Origin of the sequence: Methylovirgula sp. 4M-Z18, from assembly GCF_037890675.1 — a bacterium.
GTDB lineage: Bacteria > Pseudomonadota > Alphaproteobacteria > Rhizobiales > Beijerinckiaceae > 4M-Z18.
Map to the genome: position 1 here is coordinate 3,443,049 of NZ_CP149574.1, position 23,087 is coordinate 3,466,135.

24 protein-coding genes are annotated in these 23,087 nt (G+C 63.1%); 14 read left to right on the forward strand and 10 right to left on the reverse strand.

The window, feature by feature from the left end; all coding sequences use genetic code 11:
• The first annotated feature begins 28 nt into the window (after positions 1-28).
• Positions 29-268, forward strand: a complete 240-nt coding sequence (locus V9T28_RS16005; RefSeq protein ID WP_116400047.1) for a hypothetical protein — start codon at positions 29-31, stop codon at positions 266-268.
• Positions 269-595: 327 nt separating this feature from the next.
• Positions 596-1,435: an EcsC family protein gene (locus tag V9T28_RS16010; protein WP_245424033.1), complete on the forward strand. Its 840-nt coding sequence runs from the start codon at positions 596-598 to the stop codon at positions 1,433-1,435.
• Positions 1,436-1,601: 166 nt separating this feature from the next.
• Here V9T28_RS16010 and V9T28_RS16015 read toward each other — a convergent pair whose 3' ends face one another.
• Genes V9T28_RS16015 through V9T28_RS16030 form a run of 4 tightly spaced genes read right to left on the reverse strand, consistent with a single transcriptional unit; the run spans position 1,602 to position 4,306 of the window.
• Positions 1,602-2,048, reverse strand: coding sequence for an arsenate-mycothiol transferase ArsC (locus V9T28_RS16015; protein WP_245424034.1), 447 nt, complete (start codon positions 2,046-2,048; stop codon positions 1,602-1,604).
• 3 nt (positions 2,049-2,051) lie between these two features.
• Complete coding sequence (locus tag V9T28_RS16020) at positions 2,052-2,522, reverse strand: UPF0262 family protein (protein ID WP_116400049.1); 471 nt, start codon at positions 2,520-2,522, stop codon at positions 2,052-2,054.
• 20 nt (positions 2,523-2,542) lie between these two features.
• Positions 2,543-3,838, reverse strand: coding sequence for a histidinol dehydrogenase (gene hisD / locus V9T28_RS16025; protein ID WP_116400050.1), 1,296 nt, complete (start codon positions 3,836-3,838; stop codon positions 2,543-2,545).
• Between the two features lie 21 nt (positions 3,839-3,859).
• Positions 3,860-4,306: a DUF2948 family protein gene (locus tag V9T28_RS16030; protein WP_116400051.1), complete on the reverse strand. Its 447-nt coding sequence runs from the start codon at positions 4,304-4,306 to the stop codon at positions 3,860-3,862.
• Between the two features lie 188 nt (positions 4,307-4,494).
• Here V9T28_RS16030 and V9T28_RS16035 point away from each other — a divergent pair, with 188 nt between their 5' ends.
• From V9T28_RS16035 to V9T28_RS16055, 5 genes are all read left to right on the forward strand, one after another.
• Entirely contained in the window at positions 4,495-5,283 is a 789-nt protein-coding gene (locus V9T28_RS16035; protein ID WP_116400052.1) for a (Fe-S)-binding protein, read from the forward strand.
• Complete coding sequence (locus V9T28_RS16040; RefSeq protein ID WP_116400053.1) at positions 5,280-6,710, forward strand: LutB/LldF family L-lactate oxidation iron-sulfur protein; 1,431 nt, start codon at positions 5,280-5,282, stop codon at positions 6,708-6,710. The genes V9T28_RS16035 and V9T28_RS16040 overlap by 4 nt, the downstream gene beginning before the upstream one ends.
• Positions 6,707-7,378 (forward strand): LutC/YkgG family protein, encoded by a 672-nt coding sequence (locus V9T28_RS16045; protein WP_116400054.1) that lies wholly within the window; start codon positions 6,707-6,709, stop codon positions 7,376-7,378. The genes V9T28_RS16040 and V9T28_RS16045 overlap by 4 nt, the downstream gene beginning before the upstream one ends.
• Before the next feature lie 119 nt (positions 7,379-7,497).
• Positions 7,498-8,898 (forward strand): L,D-transpeptidase family protein, encoded by a 1,401-nt coding sequence (locus tag V9T28_RS16050; protein WP_199500057.1) that lies wholly within the window; start codon positions 7,498-7,500, stop codon positions 8,896-8,898.
• A gap of 14 nt (positions 8,899-8,912) precedes the next feature.
• Positions 8,913-9,755, forward strand: coding sequence for a shikimate dehydrogenase (locus V9T28_RS16055; protein WP_116400055.1), 843 nt, complete (start codon positions 8,913-8,915; stop codon positions 9,753-9,755).
• A 134-nt stretch (positions 9,756-9,889) separates the two neighbouring features.
• Here V9T28_RS16055 and hisC read toward each other — a convergent pair whose 3' ends face one another.
• Positions 9,890-10,948, reverse strand: coding sequence for a histidinol-phosphate transaminase (gene hisC / locus V9T28_RS16060; RefSeq protein WP_116400056.1), 1,059 nt, complete (start codon positions 10,946-10,948; stop codon positions 9,890-9,892).
• 226 nt (positions 10,949-11,174) lie between these two features.
• Here hisC and V9T28_RS16065 point away from each other — a divergent pair, with 226 nt between their 5' ends.
• Both V9T28_RS16065 and V9T28_RS16070 read left to right on the forward strand, forming a co-directional pair.
• A complete protein-coding gene (locus V9T28_RS16065) occupies positions 11,175-12,575 on the forward strand; it encodes an Nramp family divalent metal transporter (protein ID WP_116400313.1) in 1,401 nt (466 codons plus the stop codon).
• Positions 12,576-12,652: 77 nt separating this feature from the next.
• Positions 12,653-13,414, forward strand: coding sequence for a DUF2076 domain-containing protein (locus V9T28_RS16070; protein WP_116400057.1), 762 nt, complete (start codon positions 12,653-12,655; stop codon positions 13,412-13,414).
• Between the two features lie 48 nt (positions 13,415-13,462).
• On the opposite strand, the gene V9T28_RS16075 is transcribed toward V9T28_RS16070, so the two are convergent.
• Positions 13,463-14,614, reverse strand: a complete 1,152-nt coding sequence (locus tag V9T28_RS16075) for an acyl-CoA dehydrogenase family protein (protein ID WP_116400058.1) — start codon at positions 14,612-14,614, stop codon at positions 13,463-13,465.
• 252 nt (positions 14,615-14,866) lie between these two features.
• On the opposite strand from V9T28_RS16075, the gene V9T28_RS16080 reads away from it, so the two are divergent.
• Positions 14,867-15,247: a DUF2147 domain-containing protein gene (locus V9T28_RS16080; RefSeq protein ID WP_116400059.1), complete on the forward strand. Its 381-nt coding sequence runs from the start codon at positions 14,867-14,869 to the stop codon at positions 15,245-15,247.
• Positions 15,248-15,327: 80 nt separating this feature from the next.
• Here the strand turns inward: V9T28_RS16080 and V9T28_RS16085 are convergent, their stop codons facing one another.
• Entirely contained in the window at positions 15,328-17,040 is a 1,713-nt protein-coding gene (locus V9T28_RS16085; RefSeq protein ID WP_116400060.1) for a PAS domain-containing sensor histidine kinase, read from the reverse strand.
• A 341-nt stretch (positions 17,041-17,381) separates the two neighbouring features.
• Here V9T28_RS16085 and V9T28_RS16090 point away from each other — a divergent pair, with 341 nt between their 5' ends.
• The 3 genes from V9T28_RS16090 (at position 17,382) to mntR (ending at position 19,019) form a co-directional block, all read left to right on the forward strand.
• Positions 17,382-17,753 (forward strand): phasin, encoded by a 372-nt coding sequence (locus V9T28_RS16090; RefSeq protein WP_116400061.1) that lies wholly within the window; start codon positions 17,382-17,384, stop codon positions 17,751-17,753.
• A gap of 32 nt (positions 17,754-17,785) precedes the next feature.
• The gene (locus V9T28_RS16095) at positions 17,786-18,325 is read left to right on the forward strand and encodes a phasin (RefSeq protein ID WP_116400062.1); all 540 of its coding nucleotides are present in this window, start codon (positions 17,786-17,788) and stop codon (positions 18,323-18,325) included.
• Between the two features lie 274 nt (positions 18,326-18,599).
• On the forward strand, positions 18,600-19,019 hold the full coding sequence (gene mntR, locus V9T28_RS16100) for a manganese-binding transcriptional regulator MntR (protein WP_116400314.1): 420 nt from the start codon (positions 18,600-18,602) through the stop codon (positions 19,017-19,019).
• Positions 19,020-19,135: 116 nt separating this feature from the next.
• On the opposite strand, the gene V9T28_RS16105 is transcribed toward mntR, so the two are convergent.
• Positions 19,136-20,038, reverse strand: a complete 903-nt coding sequence (locus V9T28_RS16105) for a LysR family transcriptional regulator (protein WP_116400063.1) — start codon at positions 20,036-20,038, stop codon at positions 19,136-19,138.
• 94 nt (positions 20,039-20,132) lie between these two features.
• Between V9T28_RS16105 and V9T28_RS16110 the strand changes: the two genes are divergently transcribed.
• Positions 20,133-20,456, forward strand: coding sequence for a hypothetical protein (locus V9T28_RS16110; RefSeq protein ID WP_116400064.1), 324 nt, complete (start codon positions 20,133-20,135; stop codon positions 20,454-20,456).
• A gap of 46 nt (positions 20,457-20,502) precedes the next feature.
• On the opposite strand, the gene glcF is transcribed toward V9T28_RS16110, so the two are convergent.
• Together glcF and V9T28_RS16120 are read right to left on the reverse strand one after the other, a co-directional pair.
• Entirely contained in the window at positions 20,503-21,861 is a 1,359-nt protein-coding gene (gene glcF, locus V9T28_RS16115; protein ID WP_116400065.1) for a glycolate oxidase subunit GlcF, read from the reverse strand.
• A complete protein-coding gene (locus tag V9T28_RS16120) occupies positions 21,862-23,046 on the reverse strand; it encodes an FAD-binding protein (RefSeq protein WP_116400315.1) in 1,185 nt (394 codons plus the stop codon).
• Between the last annotated feature and the right edge of the window lie 41 nt (positions 23,047-23,087).

Below are 23,087 nucleotides of genomic sequence, written 5' to 3' on the forward strand. Positions count from 1 at the left end.
GGCGGAGCGTCACCCCGGGAGCAGTAGCATGACTTCTCTGGAAGGCTGTGTGCCCAATGAAATCGTAGATTTTGCCGGTCGGCTCTCTACCCTTGGCGAAGTCGTTTTCGAGGTGACCGAGTTGCCTTGCATAAACCGCGCAATGCTGGCGGTATGGCGCGAAGGAAGCCCATCACCGGTACGAGCGAGCCACCTGATGCTGTTGTCAGGCCGCCAGGATTTTAAAGATTATATTGCAGACCTGAAGCGCCAGGTCGTCCTGCACTAAAGCGTCCCCCGCTCTCCCGCCAATTCATTGCGACGCGGCACCAAAATAAGAAAAGGCTGGGGATACCCAACCTTTTCTCGAACTTCATGTGGATTTGAACCAGTGCATCCGTGGCGCAGAACCTGAAGTGCCACTGATCATAGAGCATTGTCCGCCGCCAATGGGTGAGTATTTTCACAGACTTACACTTTCGTTTAGGTACCGCTTACGGCTGATCCTGCCCAGACAACAGCGGGCTTGCGCCCCGGCCGGCCCCCACCGTTCGGGCCGGGGTGGCGCTCCCATTTCCGGCTTCCTATATTGAGGATGGCCCCAGGGGAGCCCCTCATGCGCGAGTCGTCGATAATTCTCGAGAGTTCCACGATGCTCACCGTCGAAGACCATGCGGCGCTGAGCAAGGCCGTCGATTTGCTCGAGCGCTCCTCGCTCACGCTGCGGCTGACCACGCTCGCCGGCAAGCAATTGGAAATGGTCGGCCGCGCCTTGCCGCAAAGGGCAACCCAGATCATCAACGGCGCCGCGGAACTCGCCATCAAGACGGCGTTGCGCGCGGCGCTCGCCACCACCTCGCATAAGATCGGGACGCCGGCCGCCAACGGCTGGCACAGGACCCTGACCGCAGCCTCCGGCGCGGCCGGTGGCGCCTTCGGCCTCGCCGCGCTCAGCGTGGAACTGCCCGTTTCGACCACGCTGATGCTGCGCTCGATCGCCCAGATCGCTCGGGCCCAAGGCGAAAATCTCGACAATCCCGAAACCGCGCTCCACCTGCTCGAAGTCTTCGCGCTCGGCGGCCGTAAGCCGGGCGAGGAAATGCTGGAAGGCGGCTATTTCGCCCTGCGCATGGTGCTGGCGAAAAGCGTGTCGGACGCTGCCCGCTTCATCGCGGCCAAAAGCGCCGGCGATCAGACCGCGCCTGTCATCGTGCGCTTGATCTCCCTCATCGCCGCCCAATTCGGCATCGTGGTCGGCGAGAAATTGGCGGCGCAAGCGCTGCCGCTCATCGGCGCGCTCGGCGGCGCGGCGGTAAATTACGCCTTCACCCAACATTTCCAGGACATAGCGCTCGGCCATTTCACGGTGCGGCGGCTGGAACGCATCTATGGGCCAGAGGCAGTGCGCGAAGCCTATGAGCAGATCAGGTTGAGCGGCAAATCTGTAGGACGATGACGCGCGACTCCTTCTCCCAGAGGGAGAAGGTGGCGCGAAGCGACGGATGAGGGGACTTTGTCGCGAGAGTGGCCACCACAAGAATCCAGCTAATGATGATTCCGCGTCCCCTCATCCGTCATGCTTCGCATGCCACCTTCTCCCTGTGGGAGAAGGGTTTTGCGCCCTACACGCTGCCCATCGCGTGCCAGCCGAGCCTTTCCTTGATGCGCTTCAGCAACGTGTCGCGTAAGGTTCGATACCCCTCCAGCATCTGGTCGCGCGTGCCGACGGCGGCGCTCGGGTCGGGGGTCGGCCAGTAGACGACGTCCACCGCCATGGTGCGCGTCATTTCCAACGCCTTGTGATGCGCTTCCGGCGAGAGCGTGATGATCAGATCGAAACTCGTGTCTTCGAGTTCCTCGAAGGAATGCGGCTTGTGTTTGGAAATATCGAGGCCCATTTCATCCATCACCGCGATGCAGAAGCCGTCGAGTTCGCCCGGCCGCACGCCGGCCGAGGCGATATAGATCTCGCGGCCGAACAGGTACTTGGCCAAAGCCTCCGCGATGGGTGATCGCACCGCATTGTGCGAACACGCAAAGAGCACGGCTTGCGGGCGGCCGAGGTCCAAGCGTCACCCTTTCCAATGCAGGGCGGTGACGAGGGTGAACAGGCGCCGCGCCGTGTCGAAATCGACGTCGATCTTGCCGGCGAGCCGTTCGGCAAGCAATTGCGCGCCTTCGTTGTGCAAGCCCCGCCGGCCCATGTCGATCGCCTCGATCTGACTCGGGCTCGCAGTGCGGATCGCCGCATAATAGCTCTCGCACACGAGAAAATAGTCTTTCAGAATGCGGCGGAACGGCGTGAGCGAGAGCAGGTGGATCATCACCGGCTCATCCGGTTCGGTGCGAATGTCGAGCGCGAGCTTGGCATCGTGCATCGCGATGCGCAGCATATAGGGGCCGCCGTCATGCTCGGCCGGCGCGAAGGTGTTGTCTTCGACAAGATCGTAGATCGCGATCTGCCGTTCGTGCTCCTGATCGGCATTGCCACGGCCGATCGAGGCTTCGTCGAGGGTGATGGAAATGAGTTTGCGTCGCGACATCGCCTCCCCTTTGTCCCGGCTCAATCCATATTCAATCGCAGCGCAACCGAACGCGCATGAGCATCGAGCCCCTCCGCATGGCCGAGCGCAATGGCGGCCGGCCCGAGCGCACGCAACGAGTCCGTATCGCATTTGAGCAGCGACGTGCGCTTCATGAAATCGAGCACGCCGAGGCCGGACGAGAAGCGCGCCGAGCGCGCCGTCGGCAGCACGTGATTGGAGCCGCCGACATAATCGCCGATCGCCTCGGGCGTGTGGCCGCCGAGGAAGATCGCGCCGGCATTGCGTACGCGCGCCGCGAGCCGGTCGGCATCCTGCGTCATGATCTCGAGATGCTCCGGCGCAAGGCGGTCGATCAGTGCCGCCGCATCGTCGAGCTTTTCGACGAGAACGGTCGCGCCGCAATCGCGCCAGCTTGCTTCCGCGATCGCGCGGCGCGGCAGGGTCTGCAGTTGCGCCTCGACTTCGGCCGCGACCGCATCGGCAAGACCCGCGTCATCGGTGATCAGGATCGATTGCGCCGCCGTGTCATGCTCGGCCTGCGCCAGAAGGTCCGCCGCGATCCACGCCGCATTGGCATAGGCGTCCGCCGCGATCACGACTTCGGACGGGCCCGCGATCATATCGATCCCAACCTTGCCGAAGACGCGCCGCTTCGCCGCCGCCACATAGGCATTGCCGGGCCCGACGATCTTGGCGACCGGACTGATCGTCTGCGTGCCATAGGCGAGCGCGGCGATCGCCTGCGCGCCGCCAACCCGGTAGATCTCATGCACGCCGGCCAATTTTGCCGCCGCCAGCACCAGCGGATTGATGATTCCATGCGGCGCCGGCACGACCATGACCACGCGCGGCACGCCGGCGACGATCGCCGGCACCGCATTCATCAGCACCGATGACGGATAGCTCGCCGTACCGCCAGGCACATAAAGCCCGACCGCCTCGATCGCGCTCCAGCGCCAGCCAAGCTCGACGCCAAGCGCATCGGTAAAGAGCGTATCACTCGGCAGCTGCCGCCGATGGAAGGCTTCGATCCGCGATTTTGCCAGCTCCAAAGCGGCAAGGGCCTTGGCGTCGCATTGCGCGACGGCCGCATCCAGCTCGGCCGCGCTCACCGCCAGGCCGAGGCGTTGCAGATCAACATGGTCGAAGCGTTGCGAATAATCGATCAGGGCCGCATCGCCCTCGTCCATCACCCGCGCAATGATGTCGCGCGCCGCCGTATCGACATCCTCCGACACCTCGCGCTTCATGGCGAGCAGGTCGGCGAAGCGCTCGGCAAAATCTTTTTGACGCGTATCGAGCCGCAAGGGCATCCTAAAAACTCCAACTCTCGTTCACGCAGTGTCCGGACCAAGCGGGGCCAGGTCGCTCAAGCGCGCTTCAATACATTCCACTTCGAGACGGATCACCGCCCCATCGGAAAATTTCAGGATGACGGTGCCCGACGGTTCGCGATCGGCCCGGAACGACAGACCGATGAGATTAAGCGCGGTTTCGCGCGCCTCCTGGCGGAACCCCAAATAGGTCACGCGCGACACCCGGTCGAAATGCACGCCGGTCATACGCCGCGCGGCCGCAGTCTCTTCCCAGTCCAGCCGCGACATCACGAACACGAAGCGCTTGGCCTGGGGCAGAAAAGCCATATCGCCGATTCTGACGATCGAATCCTGGATATGGTCGGAAATCGCCGCCAGATCCTCGGCGTCGAGCGCGATTAGCCGAAGACCGGGCGCGCCCGCATTCCCTTCCTGTTCGCCGCTCTGTGCCTTTGTATCCGCCATGCCCGACCGTCCCTTTCCCCCTCTGTTAGCGACGGCCCGGGGCCGAAGCAATCCCTTTGCGGGCATCCGGCCGGAAACGCGGACGCTCGCGGCCATTGGCCGCGCGCTTCCTTCTCCCGCTTGAAACGCCACGGCGGCTGGTCCAATGTCGGGCACTGACATGCTACCTCTTCCCTTGGGAGATTCGTTTGGCTGACGCCCCGCCGCAAAAACCGATCCATGTAGGCCTGTTCGTGACCTGCCTCGTCGATCTGATCCGCCCCAGCGTCGGCTTTGCCGCCGTGAAACTGCTGGAGGACGCGGGGTGCCGGGTCAGCGTGCCGAGTCAGACCTGCTGCGGCCAGCCGGCTTTCAATTCGGGCGACCGGCGGACGACGCGCGAGATCGCGGCCGCGGTCATCGCCGCCTTCGAAGGCTGCGATTACATCGTCGCCCCATCCGGCTCCTGCGGCGGCATGCTGGCCAAGCATTATCCCGAATTGTTCGAAGACGACCCTAATCTGGCCCGCAAGGCGCTGGATTTCGCCAGCCGCACCTATGAACTCGTCAGCTTCCTCACCGATGTCCTTGGCGTCAAACACGTCAAGGCGCGGTTCGACGGCACCGTCACCTATCACGATTCCTGCTCGGGCCTGCGCGAGCTCGGCATCAAGACGCAGCCACGCCAATTGCTGAGCACGGTCGAAGGTCTGTCACTGATCGAGATGAAGGACAGCGATGTGTGCTGCGGCTTCGGCGGCACGTTCGCCGCGAAATACGGCGAGATTTCCGACGCCATCGTCAGCGAGAAGACCAAGAACATCGGCGCTGCCGAGGCGCATACGCTGCTCGCGGGCGATCTCGGCTGTCTGATGAATATGGCGGGCAAGATGTCGCGCGAAGGCAAAAAGATCGAGGTGCGGCATGTCGCCGAAGTGCTCGCCGGCATGACCGACGAACCGCCGATCGGCGCCGCGGCGCAGGAGAAAAGGCCATGAGCGTCGCGACCACTTCCCCGGCCTTCAAGGAAAATGCCCACCGCGCCTTGCACGATGCGCAATTGCAGCGGGCGCTCGGCAATGTCCGTGCCGGCTTCATCGACAAGCGCGCGAAAGCGGCGGCCAAACTGCCGGAATTCGAAGCCTTGCGCGACTCGGCGCGCGACATCAAGAACCACACGCTCGCCCATCTCGATCTCTATCTCGAGGCTTACGAGAAGCAGCTTGAGGCGGCGGGCGGCAAATTGCATTTCGCCCGCAATGCCGAGGAAGCGCGCCAAGCCATTCTCGCGATCTGCCGGGCGCGCGGCGCGAAAATCGTGACCAAGGGAAAGTCGATGATCTCGGAGGAGATCGGGCTGAACGAGGCGCTCGAAGGCGCGGGGATTCAGCCGGTCGAAACCGATCTGGGCGAATATATCATTCAGCTTCGGCATGAAACGCCGTCGCATATCATCGCGCCGGCGGTGCATCTCAACGCGACCCAGGTGGAAGAGGACTTCCGCCGCGTTCACACCCATCTCGACGCCAAGCGCGACCTGTCGCAGCCGGTGCAGCTCCTGACCGAGGCGCGCGGGGTTTTGCGCGACCGCTTCTTGAGTGCGGATGTCGGCATCACCGGCGCCAATTTCCTGGTCGCCGAGACCGGCACGTCGATCATCGTCACCAATGAAGGCAATGGCGACCTCACCCAGACGCTGCCGAAGGTCCATATCGTCATGGCGTCGCTCGAAAAGCTCGTGCCGACCCTCGACGACGTCTCGCAATTGCTGCGCGTTCTGGCCCGCTCGGCGACCGGCCAGGAAATGTCAGTGTACACGACCCTTTCGACCGGGCCGCGCCGAACGGGCGATGTGGACGGGCCGGAAGAATATCATGTCGTGCTGCTCGACAACGGCCGCTCGGCCATGCTCGGCGGCGAATTCGAAGAGATGCTGCGCTGCATCCGCTGCGGCGCCTGCATGAACCATTGCCCGGTCTATCACGCCGTCGGCGGCCATGCTTACGGCTGGGTCTATCCCGGCCCGATGGGCGCGGTGCTGACCCCTACCTTGATCGGCGTCGACAAGGCCGGCCACCTGCCCAATGCCTCGACCTTCTGCGGCCGCTGCGAAAGCGTCTGCCCGGTGCGCATTCCCCTGCCGAAACTGATGCGCCATTGGCGCGAGCGGGAATTCGAGCGCCACCTTACCCCCGCCACCGTACGCTACGGCATCGGCTTCTGGGGCTTTTTTGCGAAACGCCCCGCCCTCTACCGGTTCGCGACCTCGCTCGCGATGAAAGCATTGCATCTCGCCGGCAAAAGCAAGGGCCGGTTCGCATCGCTGCCTTTCGCCGGCGGCTGGACCAAATACCGCGATTTCCCGGCGCCGCAGGGGCAAACCTTTCAACAGAAATGGAAAGCGGCGAGAGGACAAAAATCATGAGTGCCCGCGACGATATCCTCTCCAACATCCGCCGCTCCCTCGGCGTCAGCGGCACGGAAGCGATGCGGCGGCAGACCGTCGCCGACCGTTTGGCCGCGAGTCCGCGCGGCGTGGTGCCGCAGCGCGGCCAGGGCGAGCCGGCGGCGCAGCGCGCGCTGTTCAAACAGATGGCGGAAGCGGCGCAGGCGAGCCTGAGTGAAATCGCGTCCTATGCCGACGTGCCGCAGGCCGTGGCGGAATATCTGCGCGCCAACAACCTGCCAGCCACCTTGAAAATGGGCGACGATCCACGCCTGACGGACCTCGCCTGGTCGGCAACCGCGCTTGAGGTCAGCCGCGGCCGCTCGCATGGCGACGACCTGAACGCCGTCAGCCACGCCTTTGCCGGCGTCGCCGAGAGCGGCACGCTGATCATGGCCTCCGGCCCGGATAATCCGACGACCCTCAATTTCCTACCCGACAACCACATCGTCGTCGTCGCGGCCAAGGACATTGCCGGCGATTATGAGAGCGTGTGGACGCGCCTGCGGGAACATTTCGGCAAGGGACTCATGCCCCGCACGGTCAATATGATCACCGGCCCGTCGCGCTCCGCCGACATCGAACAGACGCTTTTGCTCGGCGCCCATGGGCCCCGCCGCTTGCATATTATCCTTGTTGGATCCTAGGTCGTCACCACGATCTAAACCCGCTCTAATTTTAATTGGAAACAGCATGAATTTTTTCACAATTTGCCCCTAGTTTGGGCCTGCTGGGCTTATCCGGCGCTGTCTGAAATGATTCGCATATGATGAAAATCCATTCGCGCGTGAGCGCGTATCCATTTGTTTTGGCATTGCTTCTCTCTGCGCCGGCGCTGGCGCAGACCCCCGATTTGTTGTCGCCCAATCCGGTGTCGAGCGGCTTGACGCCCGCCGCACCGCAACCGGTGCCGACCACGGCGCCGCTCCCGCGCAGCATGCCGGTGAAAATTCCGGAGGGCGCAAAAGCGGCCGAGGCGCCGGCAGCTGGGGCCGCCCAGGCTGCGCCGAAACCCAAGCCGAAACCCGCGCCGCCGAGCGAAACGGTCCTTTCGACCGATCCGATGCCGACCTTGATGCCGGAAACCTTCTTCGCGACGGCCAAGGCATCCGACCGCTATGCCGCAATTGCCGATTCCGGAGGCTGGCCGGTCGTGGACGAGCTTGCGCCCGGCGCCTCGGGCAAGGCGGTCGCGGTGCTGCGCAAGCGCCTGGCGATCGAGGGCGACCTTCCCGCCAATCAGGGCACCGGCGAAACTTGGACGCCGGACTTGACGGCCGCCGTGAAACGCTTCCAGTCCCGCATGGGCTTGCGGCAAACCGGTGTCGTCGCCGGCGCAACGCTCAAGGCGATGAATGTGCCGGCAGTGGTCCGCTTCAAGGAACTCGCCTCGAGCGCGCAGCGTCTCGCCGGTACGAATTTTGACCTTGGCAACCGTTACGTGGTCGTCAACATCCCCTCGACATCGGTCGAAGCGGTCGAGAATGGCCGGGTTGCCCATCGCTACGTCGCCGTTGTGGGCGGCGTCGACCATCCGTCGCCGGAAGTCGCGACGCATATCACGGCGATCAATCTCAATCCGACCTGGACGGTGCCGGTCTCGATCATCAAGAACGAGATCATTCCGAAAATGCAGAAGAATCCGCATTATCTCGCGAAGCAGAAAATTCGCATTCTCGGCGCCAATGGCGAAGAGGTAAATCCCGCCGCCATCGACTGGTCGACGACGCGCGCGACCGCCTACACGCTGCGGCAGGATTCGGGCGCCGGCAATTCGCTCGGCTCGATCCGCATCAACATGCCGAACAAGAATGCGGTCTATATGCACGACACGCCGTCGAAACGGCTGTTCGCCGCCGATTACCGCTTCCTGTCGCATGGCTGCGTGCGCGTCCAGGGCGTCTATGATCTCGCCGAATGGCTGCTGCAAGGCACCGTCGATTCGATCAGCGGCATCGGCTGGGACAAGCAGGAATTGCTCGCCGAAATCGCGAAGGGTGACCGCACCGACATCAAGCTGTCGCAGCCCGTGCCGGTCGCCTGGGTCTATCTCACCGGTTGGGCCAATTCGGACGACATCGTGCATTTCCGCGACGACGTCTATGGCATCGACACGGTGCCCGTCGCGGTGCAGGCGCGCACCGAAGCGCCTCCCACCAAACAATGAAGATCTGCTAAAAAATGTCTGAGCCGCAACGCTTTCATCTGGCCGGCGTGATGGGCTGGCCGGTGCTCCACTCGCGCTCGCCGAAGATTCACGGCTATTGGCTGCAGCAGCACGGATTGCCGGGTGCTTATGTGCCGCTCGAAATCAAAATCGAGAATTTGGAAAAGGCCTTGCGCGCGCTGCCGGCCCTGGGCTTTGCCGGCTGCAACCTGACCATTCCGCATAAGGAACATGCGGTGCGGATGGTCGATACGCTCTCGCCGCTCGCCAAACACATCGGCGCGGTGAATTGCGTCGTCGTGCAGCCGGACGGCGCGCTGCACGGGCATAATTACGACGCCTTCGGCTTCATCGCCTCGATCAAGGAAGATCAGCCGCATTGGCGCGCGGCGAGCGGACCGGTCGTGGTGCTGGGCGCCGGCGGCGCCGCCCGCGCGGTGCTCGCGGGCCTCATCGACGAAGGCGCGCCGGGAATTCGCCTGATCAACCGCAGCTTTGAGCGGGCCAAGAGTCTCGAAGCCGAATTCGGCGCGCCGATCAAGGCCTATAGGTGGGAAGAGCGCGCGGCCGCGTTGAACGGGGCGATGACGCTCATCAATACGACGAGTCTCGGCATGGACGGACAGCCATCGCTGGACCTCGCGCTCGACGATCTGCCGCAGGCAGCAATCGTGTCGGACATCGTCTACATCCCCAAATTCACCCCCCTGCTGACGGCGGCGCAGCGGCGCGGCAACGCCATCGTGACCGGCCTCGGCATGCTGCTGCACCAGGCCCGCCCCGCCTTCCGCGATTGGTTCGGCGTGATGCCGGAGGTGACGAAGGAGTTGCGAGCGCAGATCGAAGCGACGATGTGATGAACGGACCGCGACCGTCCCGGTCGCACGTGGCCGCAACATAGAAGATTGCATTGCGACCGGGGCGGTCGCGGTCCTTTAAGCCACAGCCCATCTCCCGGACATCGCCGCCGCGGGATATTCGCACGAGCAGATCACGTCAGGATCCGTTTAAGAGCAGCCACGAGCCGGTCGCATTCGTCATCAGTCCCAATGCTGATACGAAGAAAATCGTCGATGCGTTTCTTGGCAAAGTGCCGCACCAAAATTCCCTGGCTCCGGAGTTCCCGCGCCAAATCCGCGCCGGCTCTGTCTGGATGCCGCGCGAACAGAAAATTGGCGGATGAGTTCAGAACATCGAAACCCAATTCCCGCAGAGCCTGCGCGAGGCGCTCACGGCTGGCCATGATCAAATCGCGATGGCGTTCAAACCAGTCTCGATCTTTCCAGGCCGCGATCGCCCCTGCCAAAGCGAGCCGGTCGAGCGGATAGGAATTGAAGCTATCCTTCACTCGCTCCAGCGCGTCGATGAGCGGCCGTTGTCCGACGGCAAAGCCGACGCGCAGCCCGGCGAGGCTCCGCGATTTCGAAAACGTCTGAATGACAAGCAGATTCGGATAGGTTTTGACGAGCGGGATGGCACTCATCGCGCCGAAATCGACATAGGCCTCATCGATCACGACCACCTGATCCGCGTGGTCTCGAACCAAGGATTCGATTTCGGCGAGCGACCGCGCCATGCCGGTCGGCGCATTGGGATTGGGCAGGATGATGGCCCCACAAGGTTGCCGATAATCCTCAATGCGAACCTGCAGGTCTTCATCCACCGCAACTTCGCGGAAAGGAATGCCGTACAGGCGGCAATAGGTCGGATAGAAACTGTAGCTTATGTCGGGGAAAAGCAGCGGGCTTTCGTGGTTCAGCAAGGCTTGGAACGTATGGGCCAGAACCTCGTCGGAGCCGTTGCCGACAAACACTTCGCCCGGATCGAGATCATGACTTTTGGCAATCGCCTGCCGCAGTCGCAGGGCTGTCGGGTCAGGATAGAGCCGAAGCGTCTCGTTCACCGCGGCCGAGATCGCCGCGAGCGTGCGCGGCGATGGCGGATAAGGGTTTTCATTCGTGTTGAGTTTGGTGAGCCCGCTGATCGCCGGCTGCTCCCCCGCGACGTAGGGGATCAAGGAATGAACAATTGGGCTCCAGAAACGGCTCATCGTGGGTCTCTAGCAGGCTATGGAAAATTCCATTTTTACGCCAGCCTGACTTGCGCGGGCGCGTGTTGCAAGAGAATGCCGCCACGCGTCCCTGACCCAAGCGCCCTCAAGCTTAAAGCCGCTCAGTCAAAAGCACCGCGATCCCGCCTCGCCCACATCCAGCCCCGCTTGACATAAATATAGCAATGGCTACATTATGGAGCATATGAAACAATACGAGCCGCCCATGTCCGATACCAGCACCGCCCGCGCCCTAGCCGCCCCGATCGATCTCGCCCTGCGGCGGGCCCTGACAGGCGGCACCAGCCGCTGGCGGACGGCGTTTTTGTTCACCGGACCGGCGGCCGTCGCCTCGATCGCCTACATGGACCCCGGCAATTTCGCGACCAACATTCAGGCGGGCGCCAAACACGGCTATACGCTGCTGTGGGTCGTGCTGTTCGCGAATGTGGCGGCCATGCTGTTTCAGGCGCTTTCCGCCAAGCTCGGCATCGTGACGGGCCGCAATCTGGCGGAAACCTGCCGCGACCATGTCCCGGCGCCAATCGCCCTGGCGATGTGGGTGGTGAGCGAAATCGCTGCCATGGCGACCGATCTCGCCGAATTCCTCGGCGGCGCCATCGGTCTGACCCTGCTGTTCCAATTGCCGCCGCTCAATGTTGTCTCGGACGGTATCGGCGTCATGGCGGCCGACGCGGCGGGGGCGCTGCATCTCACCCTGCCGGCGCAAGGGCCGCTGCTGCTCGGCATGCTCGTCACCGGCGCCCTGACCTTCGTGATCCTGACGCTGGAGCGTTACGGCTTCCGGCCTTTGGAGCTCGTGATCGGCGGGCTGATCGCCGTCATCGCGCTGTGCTACATCGCCGAAATGTTCATCCCGCCGGTCGATTGGGCGGCCGCGGCGCGCGCGGCGGTCACCCCCTATATCCCCAATGCCGACGCGCTCACCATTTCCGTCGGCATCATCGGCGCGACCGTCATGCCGCATGCGATCTATCTGCATTCGGGCCTGACCCAGCGCCGCGTCATCCCCGCGAACCGTGCCGAAAAACGCAAGCTGCTGCGCTTCTCGAACCGCGAAGTGGTCATCGCGCTGACCCTTGCCGGCCTCGTCAACATGGCCATGGTGGTGATGGCCGCGGGCACGTTCCATAACGGTCACGACGATGTCGCGTCGATCGAAACCGCCTATTATACGCTGACGCCCCTGCTCGGCGCCGGCGCGGCCGCCATCTTCCTCGCCTCGCTGATGGCCTCCGGCATTTCGAGCTCGGTCGTCGGAACGATGGCGGGCCAGATGATCATGCAGGGCTTCGTGCGGTTCCGCATTCCGCTCTGGCTACGCCGCCTCGTGACGATGATCCCGGCCTTCATCGTGGTCTCGCTCGGCGTCAACTCGACGGATGCGATCATCTGGAGCCAGATCGTGCTGAGCTTCGCCCTGCCCCTGCCGCTCGTGGCCCTCATCCTGTTCACGCGGCGCAAGGACGTGATGGGCGAGTTCGCCAACCGTCCCTGGATGCAGGGCGCCGCCGTGGTGGGCACCGCCATCATCTTGATTCTCAACGTTATCCTGATCCTGCAAAGCTTCGGCGTCGATATTCCGTTCCTGCCGTCGGGCAGTTGATTGCTCTGACCTTGGCAGCGCGCTCGATCGTCCCCATATCTTAAAGGGGCGGCGACGCCGACCAGAGGAGATGATGAATGACACCGGACGAACGCCAACTTCTTTCGGGCCTTTTTGACCGCATCCGCAACGCGCCGGACGCAGCGCGTGACATGGAGGCGCAGACCTTCATCAGCGACGCCGTGCGGCAGATCCCCTCCGCGCCCTATGTGCTGGCGCAAACCGTGCTGGTGCAGGAGCAGGCGCTTGGCGCCGCCAATCAAAGATTGCAGGAACTCGAGGCGCAGGTGCGCGACCTGCAGGCCCATGCCAGCCAGCCGCAACAGGGCGGCGGCAGCTTCTTGGGCGGGCTCGGGTCGCTGTTCGGCGGCAGCCAGCCGCCGCGTCCGCAAGCCCCGGCCAACCCGCCGCAATATGCCCCGCCGCCGCAGCAGAGCCCCTGGGGCCAGCAGCCCCAGCAAAGCCCATGGGGTGCGCAGCCGCAACAAAGCCCTTGGGGCCAGGCCGCCGCGCCGCCATCGCAAGGCCCGAGCTTCCTGTCCGGCGCGTTGACGACCGCCGCGGGCGTCGCCGGCGGCATGCTGGCGGCCGAATCCATTTCGAGCCTGTTTTCCTCGCACCGCAATCCGGGGCTTGCCGACATCGCCGGCAACAATCCGCTGGGCGGTGGCGGCAACGAGACGATCATCAACAATTTTTACGACAAGCCCGGCGATAGCCGACAGTCTGCCCTGGATACGCAGCAGGGCAATTCCAACGATCAGGATCAGGACTTCCAGGACTCGTCCGACGATTACGACGATTCCGGCTCGGGCGGAGATGATTCGTCTAATGTTTAGTGTTTAGCGTGATCTCTTCTCACGCGCGGTGGCGCCGGAGAAGGGACGCTACTGCCGCAGCACATCACGCGCGATGATGAGCCTTTGAATCTCGGACGTGCCTTCATAGAGCCGAGTCAACCGCGCATCACGCGCCAGCCGCTCGACGTTGTAGTCCTGCAGATAGCCCGAACCGCCGTGCAATTGTAACGCCGTATCGGTGCAGCGCTGGGCCGTCTCCGAGGCGTAGAGTTTCGCCATCGAAGCTTCCTTGCCGAAGGGCTCGCCGCGATCCTTCTTCGCGGCGGCGTTCAGGATGAGCAGACGCGCCGCCTCCAATTCGGTCTCGCGGTCGGCGATCAGCCATTGAATGCCCTGGAAATCGCCGATCGCCTGGCCGAATTGCTTGCGCTCGCGGATATAGGCTTTGGCGAGATCCATCGCCGCGCGGGCAATGCCGAGCGACAGGCTGGCGATGCCGATGCGCCCGCCGGCAAGCTCCCCGACGGCGATGCGGAATCCGTCATTCTCGCGCCCGAGCAGGTTGGCGGCCGGGATGCGGCAGCCCGCGAAACTCACCGGATTGGTGGCCGATCCGGCCTGGCCCATCTTGCGCTCCGCCTTGCCGATGGCAAGGCCAGGCGTGCCTGCCTCGACCAGAAAGCACGAAATCCCCTTGCCCTTGGGCGCCTGCGGATCGGTGACGGCCCAGACGACGAAGACGTCGGCATATTCGGCACTGGTGATGAAGATCTTTTCGCCGTCGAGAATGTACTCGCCGCCCTCCCGCCGCGCGCGCGTCTGCATGGCGGCGGGATCGGAGCCGGCCGCCGGCTCGGTGAGGCAGAAGCTGCCAGCAAGATAGGCGCCGGAGGCAAGATGCGGCAGATGCGCCTGCTTCTGCGCCGCGGTGCCGACCGCTTGAATGACTTCGCCGACGAGATTGGTCACGGACACCGTCGTGCCCGTGGCGGCGCAGGCATAACCGATCTCTTCCACGGCCAGCGCGAAGGCCACCGAGCCCGCCTCGGGTCCATCGTAATCGGCGCCGATCTTCAAGGCCATGAAGCCCTGCTCGCCGAGATATTTGAGATTGGCGAGAAATTGCGGCCGCCCCTCGCCGCGGTCGAGAACCGGCGCCAGCGGCGCCAAACGCTCCGCGGCGATACTGCGCGCGGTGTCGCGGATCATGATCTCTTCTTCGGTGAGAGCGAAATGCATGGTAACGTTTTCTCCCTAGTGCCCAAAGATTAATCGTAAGTTGGAGCGACGTCCAACGGCTGGTCCGCAGGGCAATCGGACGAAGGAGATTTTTACCGTCATTGCTCGCTTCGCTCGCAATGACGGCCAAATACGTCACCATTTCTCGCACCCGATTACCCTAGCTCGATCCGTCTGCCGTATTGACTAGTTTACATAAGAACTATTTACTGACCGCAATCGGTCGCTCGGCCGAAACATTGGGAGGATGCAATGGTTCGTAAATTTTTGGCCCCAAGCCTATTGTCTTTGGCGCTTTTGGCCGGCGGCAGCGCTTACGCCGAGGATATCAACGGCGTCTGGCTGCGCGACACCGGCATTTCGAAAGTGCGGTTCGCGCCCTGCGGCGCTGCTGTCTGCGGCACGATCTCCTGGCTGAAGGAGGGCGCCGACCCGAACGCCAAGGTCGGCGAGAAAGTCTTTTTCGATATGAAGCCGGATGGACCCGATTCCTGGGCCGGCAGCGCCTTCAACCCGGAGGACGGCAAAACCTATACCGGCAAAATGACCCTCTCCGGCGGCACGCTCACCACCAAGGGCTGCGTGCTCGGCGGCCTGATCTGCAAGAGTATTACGTGGACGCGGTCGAATTGATTTTAGTAATCGTAGATTGAGCGCGACTCCTTCTCCCGATGGGAGAAGGACGCGCACAATTATTGCGCACATTTTCCCACTCACTCCGCCAACACCCGCACCGGTGGAAAGGTGATTTCGATCAGCGTGCCTTCCTGCTTCTTGCTGCGGATGCTGAAGCGGGCGTGATTGGCCTCGACCAGGGCGCGCGTCAGCGGCAGGCCGAGGCCCGTTCCGGGAACCTTGCGGGCCGTCTCGAGCTGCCGGAACGGCTCCATCGCCATCTCGATCTCGCTCTCCGACATGCCGATGCCGGTGTCGCGCACGCGGATCACCGCATGGCCGGCGTCGGTCAGCGCGGTCGAGACGATCACTTGTCCGCCCGGCTCGTTGAATTTCACCGCATTGGAGAGAAGATTGAGCACGATCTGTTTGACCGAGCGCTCATCGGCGAGCACATGGGGGAGGTGCGGCGCGAGCGAGACGCGGGTGACGATGCGGGCCTGATTGGCCTGCGGCTGCATCAGCGACACGCAATCGGTCATGACGCGATTGACGTCGACGCTGACGAACTGCAGCTCGAGCTTGCCCGCTTCGATCTTCGACAGATCGAGCAGGTCGTTCACCAGGCTCATCACATGGGTGCCCGAGGCGTGAATGTCCTGCACGTAATCCTTGTAGCGGCCATTGCCGATCGGCCCGAACTGCTCATCCCGGATCACTTCGGCGAAACCGAGGATGGCATTCAGCGGCGTGCGGATTTCGTGGCTGATCTTGGCGAGGAAATCCGACTTCTGCGCGCTCGCCTTTTCGGCAAGCTTCTTGGCCTCGCTCAGGTCCCGCTCCGCCTTTTTCCACTGGGTCATGTCGCGCAAGACCGCGCAGAATTTGACCTCCTCCGTGCCGATTCGCCCCAAAGTCAAGAACAGCGGGATCATGCCGCCCTGCCGCTCCAGCCCGATGACCTCGCGCCCGTCATTCATGACTGCCGCGACACCGCCCGCTCTCAGCCCCTGCAAATACTCATGTGCCGCGGCGTGGGAGTCTGGGCTCAGCAGGACGGTGAAGGGCAGGCCGATCGCGTCCTGCTGCTCGCGGCCGAACAAGGCCTCGGCGGCGCGGTTGAGCGACACGATCCGGCCCGCCTGGTCGAGCACCGCGACGCCGTCGGTGGCCGTGTCCAGAATGGCATGCAGTTCGCGCAATTCGGCGGCGCGGGCGCGCAACTCAGCCTCGAAGGCTTCGACGCGCGGCGCGAATTCGGCTTGCCGCGACCGGCGGAACGACATCAGACTCGCCGGCATGCCGTCCCAGTCGATGGTCTGCATGCGCCCGTCGACCGAGATCACCTGGCCGTCCCGGGTCGCCAGCGCGATCGCACCGCCGTCCATGGCACCACGCTCGGCCGCGCGCCGGCCTTGGAACATCTGCTCCAAGCCGCCATGGGCGTAGAAACGGTCAATATCGCTATGGCCAAGCAGGTCGAGCAAGGTCCGGTTGGCGAAAATCGGTACTTCCCCGCGGCTGACGAGAATGCCGATCGGCAGCCGGTCGAGCAGGGCTGCCGCGTTGCGGGCAAAGGATTGGTCGGCCCCGGCGGACGCCTGGGGTTTCACCGGCGCGGGCGCCGACACAGGGGGCGTTTCCTCTATCCAGCCGCCGAGCGCCCGGGCGATCTCATCGAAGGCGTTGCGCTCGTCGGACGAAAGCTGCGGCTCGCCGCCTGCCTCCGCCGCTTTATCCTCAACGGGCGGCGACGGCTCGTCCGGGGCCGATGCGGAGAGCGCGCGCAGATGATCCGTCAATGTCGACATGGAACGATCAGTCCTCGCCCCTCGCTTAGGTCCGGCCCGCCGGAACCGTTAAGGAAATCTTAATCGCCGCCAACCGGTCCGTCCAATGCCGCGCGCTGCTATGCCCATATTTCATTGCTCTCATGCTTAACACGCGATATTGCGTCGCACAATTTTGTTGCAATGCAACATAGACTGTCGTATAAGACTGCCTATTGACGATGCAGCACCAGACAAGACGCATCTTTAAGTCACAATAGAGATGCTAGGGATGGTTACGGTTCTCCAAGGGCTACCGCTGCGACGTCCAACACAACGGACATGGACCGCGTGTCGGCCCGTAACCCGCAACAGGAGCTCATATGACCAACCTTCCTAACTACCAGATCCCCACCGAAATGCGCGATTTCGCCGAGAAGAGCGTCGACCAAGCCCGCAAGGCTTTCGAAGGCTTCATGACCGCAGCGCAGAAGGCTGCCGGCTCGGCTGAAGACGCTGCTTCGAACGCCCAGACGAACGTGAAGGGTCTCACCACCAAGGCGATCACCGCTGCCGAGACCAACATCAACGCTGCTTTCGATCTGGCCCAGAAGCTGGTTCGCGCCAAGGACCTGCAGGAAGTTATCGCGCTGCAGACGGAATTCGCCAAGTCCCAGATGGCCAACATCCAGGCCCAGGCGAAGGAATTCGGCACGATCGTGCAGAACGCCGCCTCCTCCGTGACCAAGAAGTAATCGGCTTCCATCTTTCGAGAAAGGACCAACCAATGGCCAATCCTCCGAAAAAGACTGCCCCGAAGGCTGACGCCGTGACGGAAGCTGCACCGCTCGAAGTGGCTGCAGAACAACCCGCCCTCGAGTTGGCTGCCGAACCTGCCAAGGTGACCCAGCTGTTCGACGTCGCTTCGGCTCCGGTGCGCGAAATCCAGGAAAACGTCCGCAAGGCGACCGAAAAGAGCGTCGAGGACACCCGCGCGGCTTACGCCCGCGTGAAGACCGTGGCGGAAGATGCGACGAGCTCGCTCGAAGCCAGCTACGCCGCCGCCACCAAGGGCATCGTTGCCCTCAACACCAAGGCGCTCGAAGCTGTCCGCACCAACACGGAAGCCGCTTTCGACTTTGCCAAGGCTCTGTTCGGCGCCAAGACGGTCGCCGAGGCGATCAACCTGCAGACCGAGCATGCTCGCAAGACCTTTGAGACTGTCACCGCACAGTCGAAGGAACTCGCAGCCCTCGCTCAGAAGGTTGCGACGGACAGTGTCGAGCCGCTGAAGACCAGCGTCTCCAAGGCTTTTTCGGCGCATTAACTCCCTCCCCGATGCGCCCAACTCGAACGCCGCCCATTGGGGCGGCGTTTTTTATTGTCCAGCGCCCTCAAACTTGCCGTCGCGCGTCGCCAAGAGTATCGCTAGAGCATTTTCCAGAAAAGTTGCCCGACTTTTCGATTAAGAAAATGCGACAAAACAAAGAAGCGGGGCAATTTTGTGTTTCTGAAAGAACGCAAAATGCTCTAGCCATCGCGCATTGCGGAATGATTGGGGAAAAGGATTGGCGGACGGACAGAAGACATCGGCAGCAGGCATGCCGGAGCTGGAAACCGAATCGGTTCACGCGGACCGCTTCGAGAAAGCCCGTTCGGCCCGCGGCAGCGCGATGCTGGAAGATTATGTCGAACTGATCGACGACCTTGTCACCGCCCATGGCGAAGCCCGCACCACCGAGATCGCCCGCCGTCTGGGTGTCGCCCATCCGACCGCCGTCAAAGTCATCACCCGCTTGAAGCAAAGGGGCCTTGCCACGGCCCGCCCCTATCGCGGCATCTTCCTGACCGACGAAGGCCGCGCCATGGCCGAACGCGTCCGCGCGCGGCATCGTTGCGTCGTCGAGGTGCTCCTCGCTATCGGCGTACCGCGCGAGGCCGCGGAAGCCGACGCCGAGGGCATCGAGCATTACGTGTCGGACGAGACCCTCAAGGCGTTTGAGAAATTCGTGCGGAAGTGAGGCTGTCCCGCAAAAGCAATTTGTATTGTTCTAAATTTTTGTTTTGTCGCATTTTTTCGCTCACGCGGACCTGCGGTTCTTAAACGAAAAGTCGAATAACTTTTCTGGAAAATGCTTTAATCGAAACTGAATGTTGATCGAATAATTTCCGTCAGAGCGTCCGTGTACGGCTGGACCGCGCTCCTGCTCTTGATCACGATGACGACGTCGTCCGGCAGCGATGGAAGGCCTTCGCCGTCCTCGACCACACGCAAACCCGGTGGCAACCGTCGGCCTGTGGTGACCGTGACGGCTCCGCCCGCCGCTACCGGTGCGTAGAGACCTTCCAATGCAACCGCCGACGCGACGATGCGGTAGGGCATCCCCGTCTGCTCGAGCGCCCGGAGCGTGGCGCCGCGCCAATAACAATCGTCCATCCACGGGGGCTGCCAAGGACAATTGCCCGGCGTGAGGCAGAGCGGAAGCGGACGCTGAACGTGCACCGGGTACTCGATCGAGGTCACCCATCTGAGCGGACCGCGCCAGATTTCCGTCGAGGGCCAGTTCCTCGGTTTGCTACTGGCCTGGCACAGCACAAGGTCGAACATCCCGTCGCGGATGTGGGGTGTGAGCTGACACGAGTATCCTTCCGTGACTTCGACGAGGGCGTTCGGGAACGCCTCACGAAATCTCTCCAAAGTGTCCGAAAGGTAACAAGAAATATAACCCGATGATGTGCCCAACCGAACTGTGGCGGGAAGGTCGGGAGAAGACACCGCCCGCAACGCCTCGTCGTTGAGCTTGAGCATTGAGCGCGCGCTTTCGACCAGGATGCGCCCTTGCGACGTCAGCTCGACGGGGCCGCCTTTCGACCGAACCACGAGAGATTGTCCGACAAGACCTTCAAGCTTTTGCACCTGGAGCGTGACGGCGGATTGAGTCCGTCCGACACGTTCGGCCGCTTTCGTGAAACTCGCCTCCTCGGCGATGCAAACGAGCGTGCGCAAAAGTTCCAGATCGAGAGCCGGACGCTGCGCCATAATGAGTTCTCCCAATGAACTCGATGAGAACAACTCGTTTCCCTAAGCCGTCCACGTCACTCATACTCGGCGTCATTCCAAAAGGAGCACGCCCATGATCAGCGTCGCGACACCGCACAAAGGAACCGTCATTCTAACAGGAATCTTTTCGCGGATCACCACCGCGTTCCAGGCGCTGACGGCTCGGGCCTCCATCCGGCTTTTCGACCGTGCCGAGCGGCAATGGTATTCGCTCGACGAACGGCTATTGCGCGACATTGGGGCTTCGCCATTTGAAGCGGAGAACGCCCGGCTCCATGCGCGATGGGCCGTACCGGAAGCCGCCGAAACAGACGCCGTCGCGAACCAAGGGCTGAGCGCCAACGCGTTCATGAGAGACATGAAGCGACCGATTGGAAGTCGGCCGCGAAACTCATGATTGCCTTGCCAGCGGGCGGACGAAGGCACGGCAGAAAATTCTCGCATTAAACTGTACTGCGACGAAGCCCCTTCGGCTCCGGCCCGCCATAGGCCCAATCGAGCAGTTCCACCGTGTGAACGATCGGCACTTGCGCCTCGCCCTCCTGCATGGCGCGGCCGATTTGCGTGATGCAGCCGATATTGCCGGCGGCGATCGCATCCGGCTTCTGCCGCAGAATGTTCTTGGCCTTGCGCTGCCCGAGCTGCCGCGCAATCTCGGGCTGCAGAATATTGTAGGTACCGGCCGAGCCGCAGCAGATATGCCCTTCCGGCACGTCCTTCACGCGAAAGCCAGCCGCCTGCAAAAGCTGTTTCGGCAGATCAGTGATCTTCTGGCCGTGCTGCATGGAACACGCCGAATGATAGGCAAGCGTGAGATTCTGCGCCCGGCGCTCGAGCGGCAAGGGCGCGCGGCGCATCATCTCGCCCATTGGCGACAAGGCGCCCAGGAACTCGGTGATGTCCTGCGCCAGCGCCGCCACGCGCGGCGCCTTTTGCGCATAGGCCGGATCGTCGCGCAGCAGAAAGCCGTAATCCTTGACCATCGTGCCGCAGCCCGACGCGGTGATGAGAATGGCATCGAGCCCCTGCCCTTCGATCTCGCGCATCCAGGCATCGACATTGCGCTTCACGAAGGCGAGCGCCGCCGCTTCGCGCCCCAGGTGATGGGTCAGCGCGCCGCAACAGCCCTCCCCGCGCGGCACGACCACTTCGACGCCAAGCCGGTCGAGCAGGCGCAGGGCAGCCGCATTGGTTTCCGGCGACAGCACCTCCTGCGCACAGCCCGACAGAATAGCGACGCGCCGCTTCACCCGCGCCACCGGCAAGGTTTGCGGCTCGTGCCGTGCGGCACGAACAGGCGGGCTCGGCGGCGCGAGATCGAGCATCGCTTCGAGCCGCGCGCCGACATTCGGGATCTTCGCGACGAGCGGCCGGAACGGCCGCGCGACCGCGGCGCCGAGCAGCGCCAGCCGGAAGCGGTTGGGATAGGGCAGGATCTGCGCGAGCAGCCCGCGCAAGAGCCGCTCCTGCCAGGGCCGCCGATAGGTGCGCTCGATATGCGCGCGCGCATGATCGACGAGATGCATGTAATGCACGCCGGACGGACAGGTCGTCATGCACGAGAGGCACGACAGGCAACGGTCGATATGCGTCACCACCTCGCGCGTGGCCGGACGGCCGTTTTCCAGCATGTCCTTCATCAGATAGATGCGGCCGCGCGGCGAATCAAGCTCGTCGCCGAGCAAAAGATAGGTCGGACAGGTCGCCGTGCAGAAGCCGCAATGGACGCAGGAGCGCAAGATCTTCTCCGATTCCCGCATATGCGGATCGGCCAATTGCTGCGCGGTGAAATTCGTCTGCATTTAGAGGCCTGGATACATGAGATCGGGATTGATGAGCCGCTGCGGATCGAACGCATGTTTCACGCTGCGCATCAGCTTCTCTTGCGCAGCCGGCAAGGGTGAGAACGGCGGCACGGCCTGGCGCAGCGCATCGGGCCCGCGCACCAGCGTCGCATGACCATTCATGGCCGCGAGCGTGTCGCGAATGAGCGCCGCATTCTGTCCGCTCGGATCGGTGAACCAGATGAGTCCACCACCGAGATCGTAGAAATAGCGCGCGCCGTCGATCGCGCGCAAATGCGCGACGCAGGCGGCCGCATCGCTGGGCTTGACCGACAGACGCCAGAGCGGCGCCTCGGCCGGCGCGCTCAAGAATTCCACATCGCGCACGGCGCGCCAGAGCCGGTCGGCATCCGGCCCTTCAAGCGCCTCGCGCGGCGTCGCGTAAGCGGCAAAACGGCGGCGCAATTCGTCGATGCGATAGGAGACGGAAGCGTCAAACCCTTCGATGCGCAGCAGCGCACGCGAAAAATCGCGGCCGTGGCCGATGGGCAGATACGCGGCGCCGGTGATCTCGAACGGCGAGCCGAGCGCCTCGCCGAGCAGCCGGATCGCGCTCGCTTCATCGAGCCGCTTGTAAATGAGCGTCGCGACGCGCTCGGGCTTGGGCCGCAATTTGAACGTGACTTCGGTGAGGAGCCCCAACGTGCCATAGGCACCGCAATGGACTTTGACGAGATCGAGGCCCGTCACGTTTTTCATCACCCGGCCGCCCGATTTCACGATCTCGCCGCGCCCGTTCACGAAGCGCGCACCGATGAGGTGATCGCGCGCGGCGCCGGCATAGATGCGCCTGGGGCCGGAGGCATTCGTCGCCGCGAGCCCACCCATGGTCGGCTCGCCGGTCGTGGCGAGAAGGGTGCGATGATCGAGCGGCTCGAAGGGGAGCATTTGGTTGTGCTGATCGATCAGCGCCAAGACCTCGCGCACCGGCGTGCCGCTGCGGGCGGAGATCACCATTTCGGCCGGCTCGTACAGCGTGACGCCGGTGAGGTTTTGCGTGGAGAGCTGCGCATCGGCCGCAATGTCGCGCGCGAGCCTCGCCCGCGTGCCACCGCCAAGGATGCGGATCGTCTTTCCCGCTGCGGCACAATCGGAAATGAAGGCGGCAGCCTCAGCTTCGGAGGTGGGGAAAAAATCTGTCACGTCAAACGATCCTGCGAGATTGGCGTCCTTCTCCCAAAGGG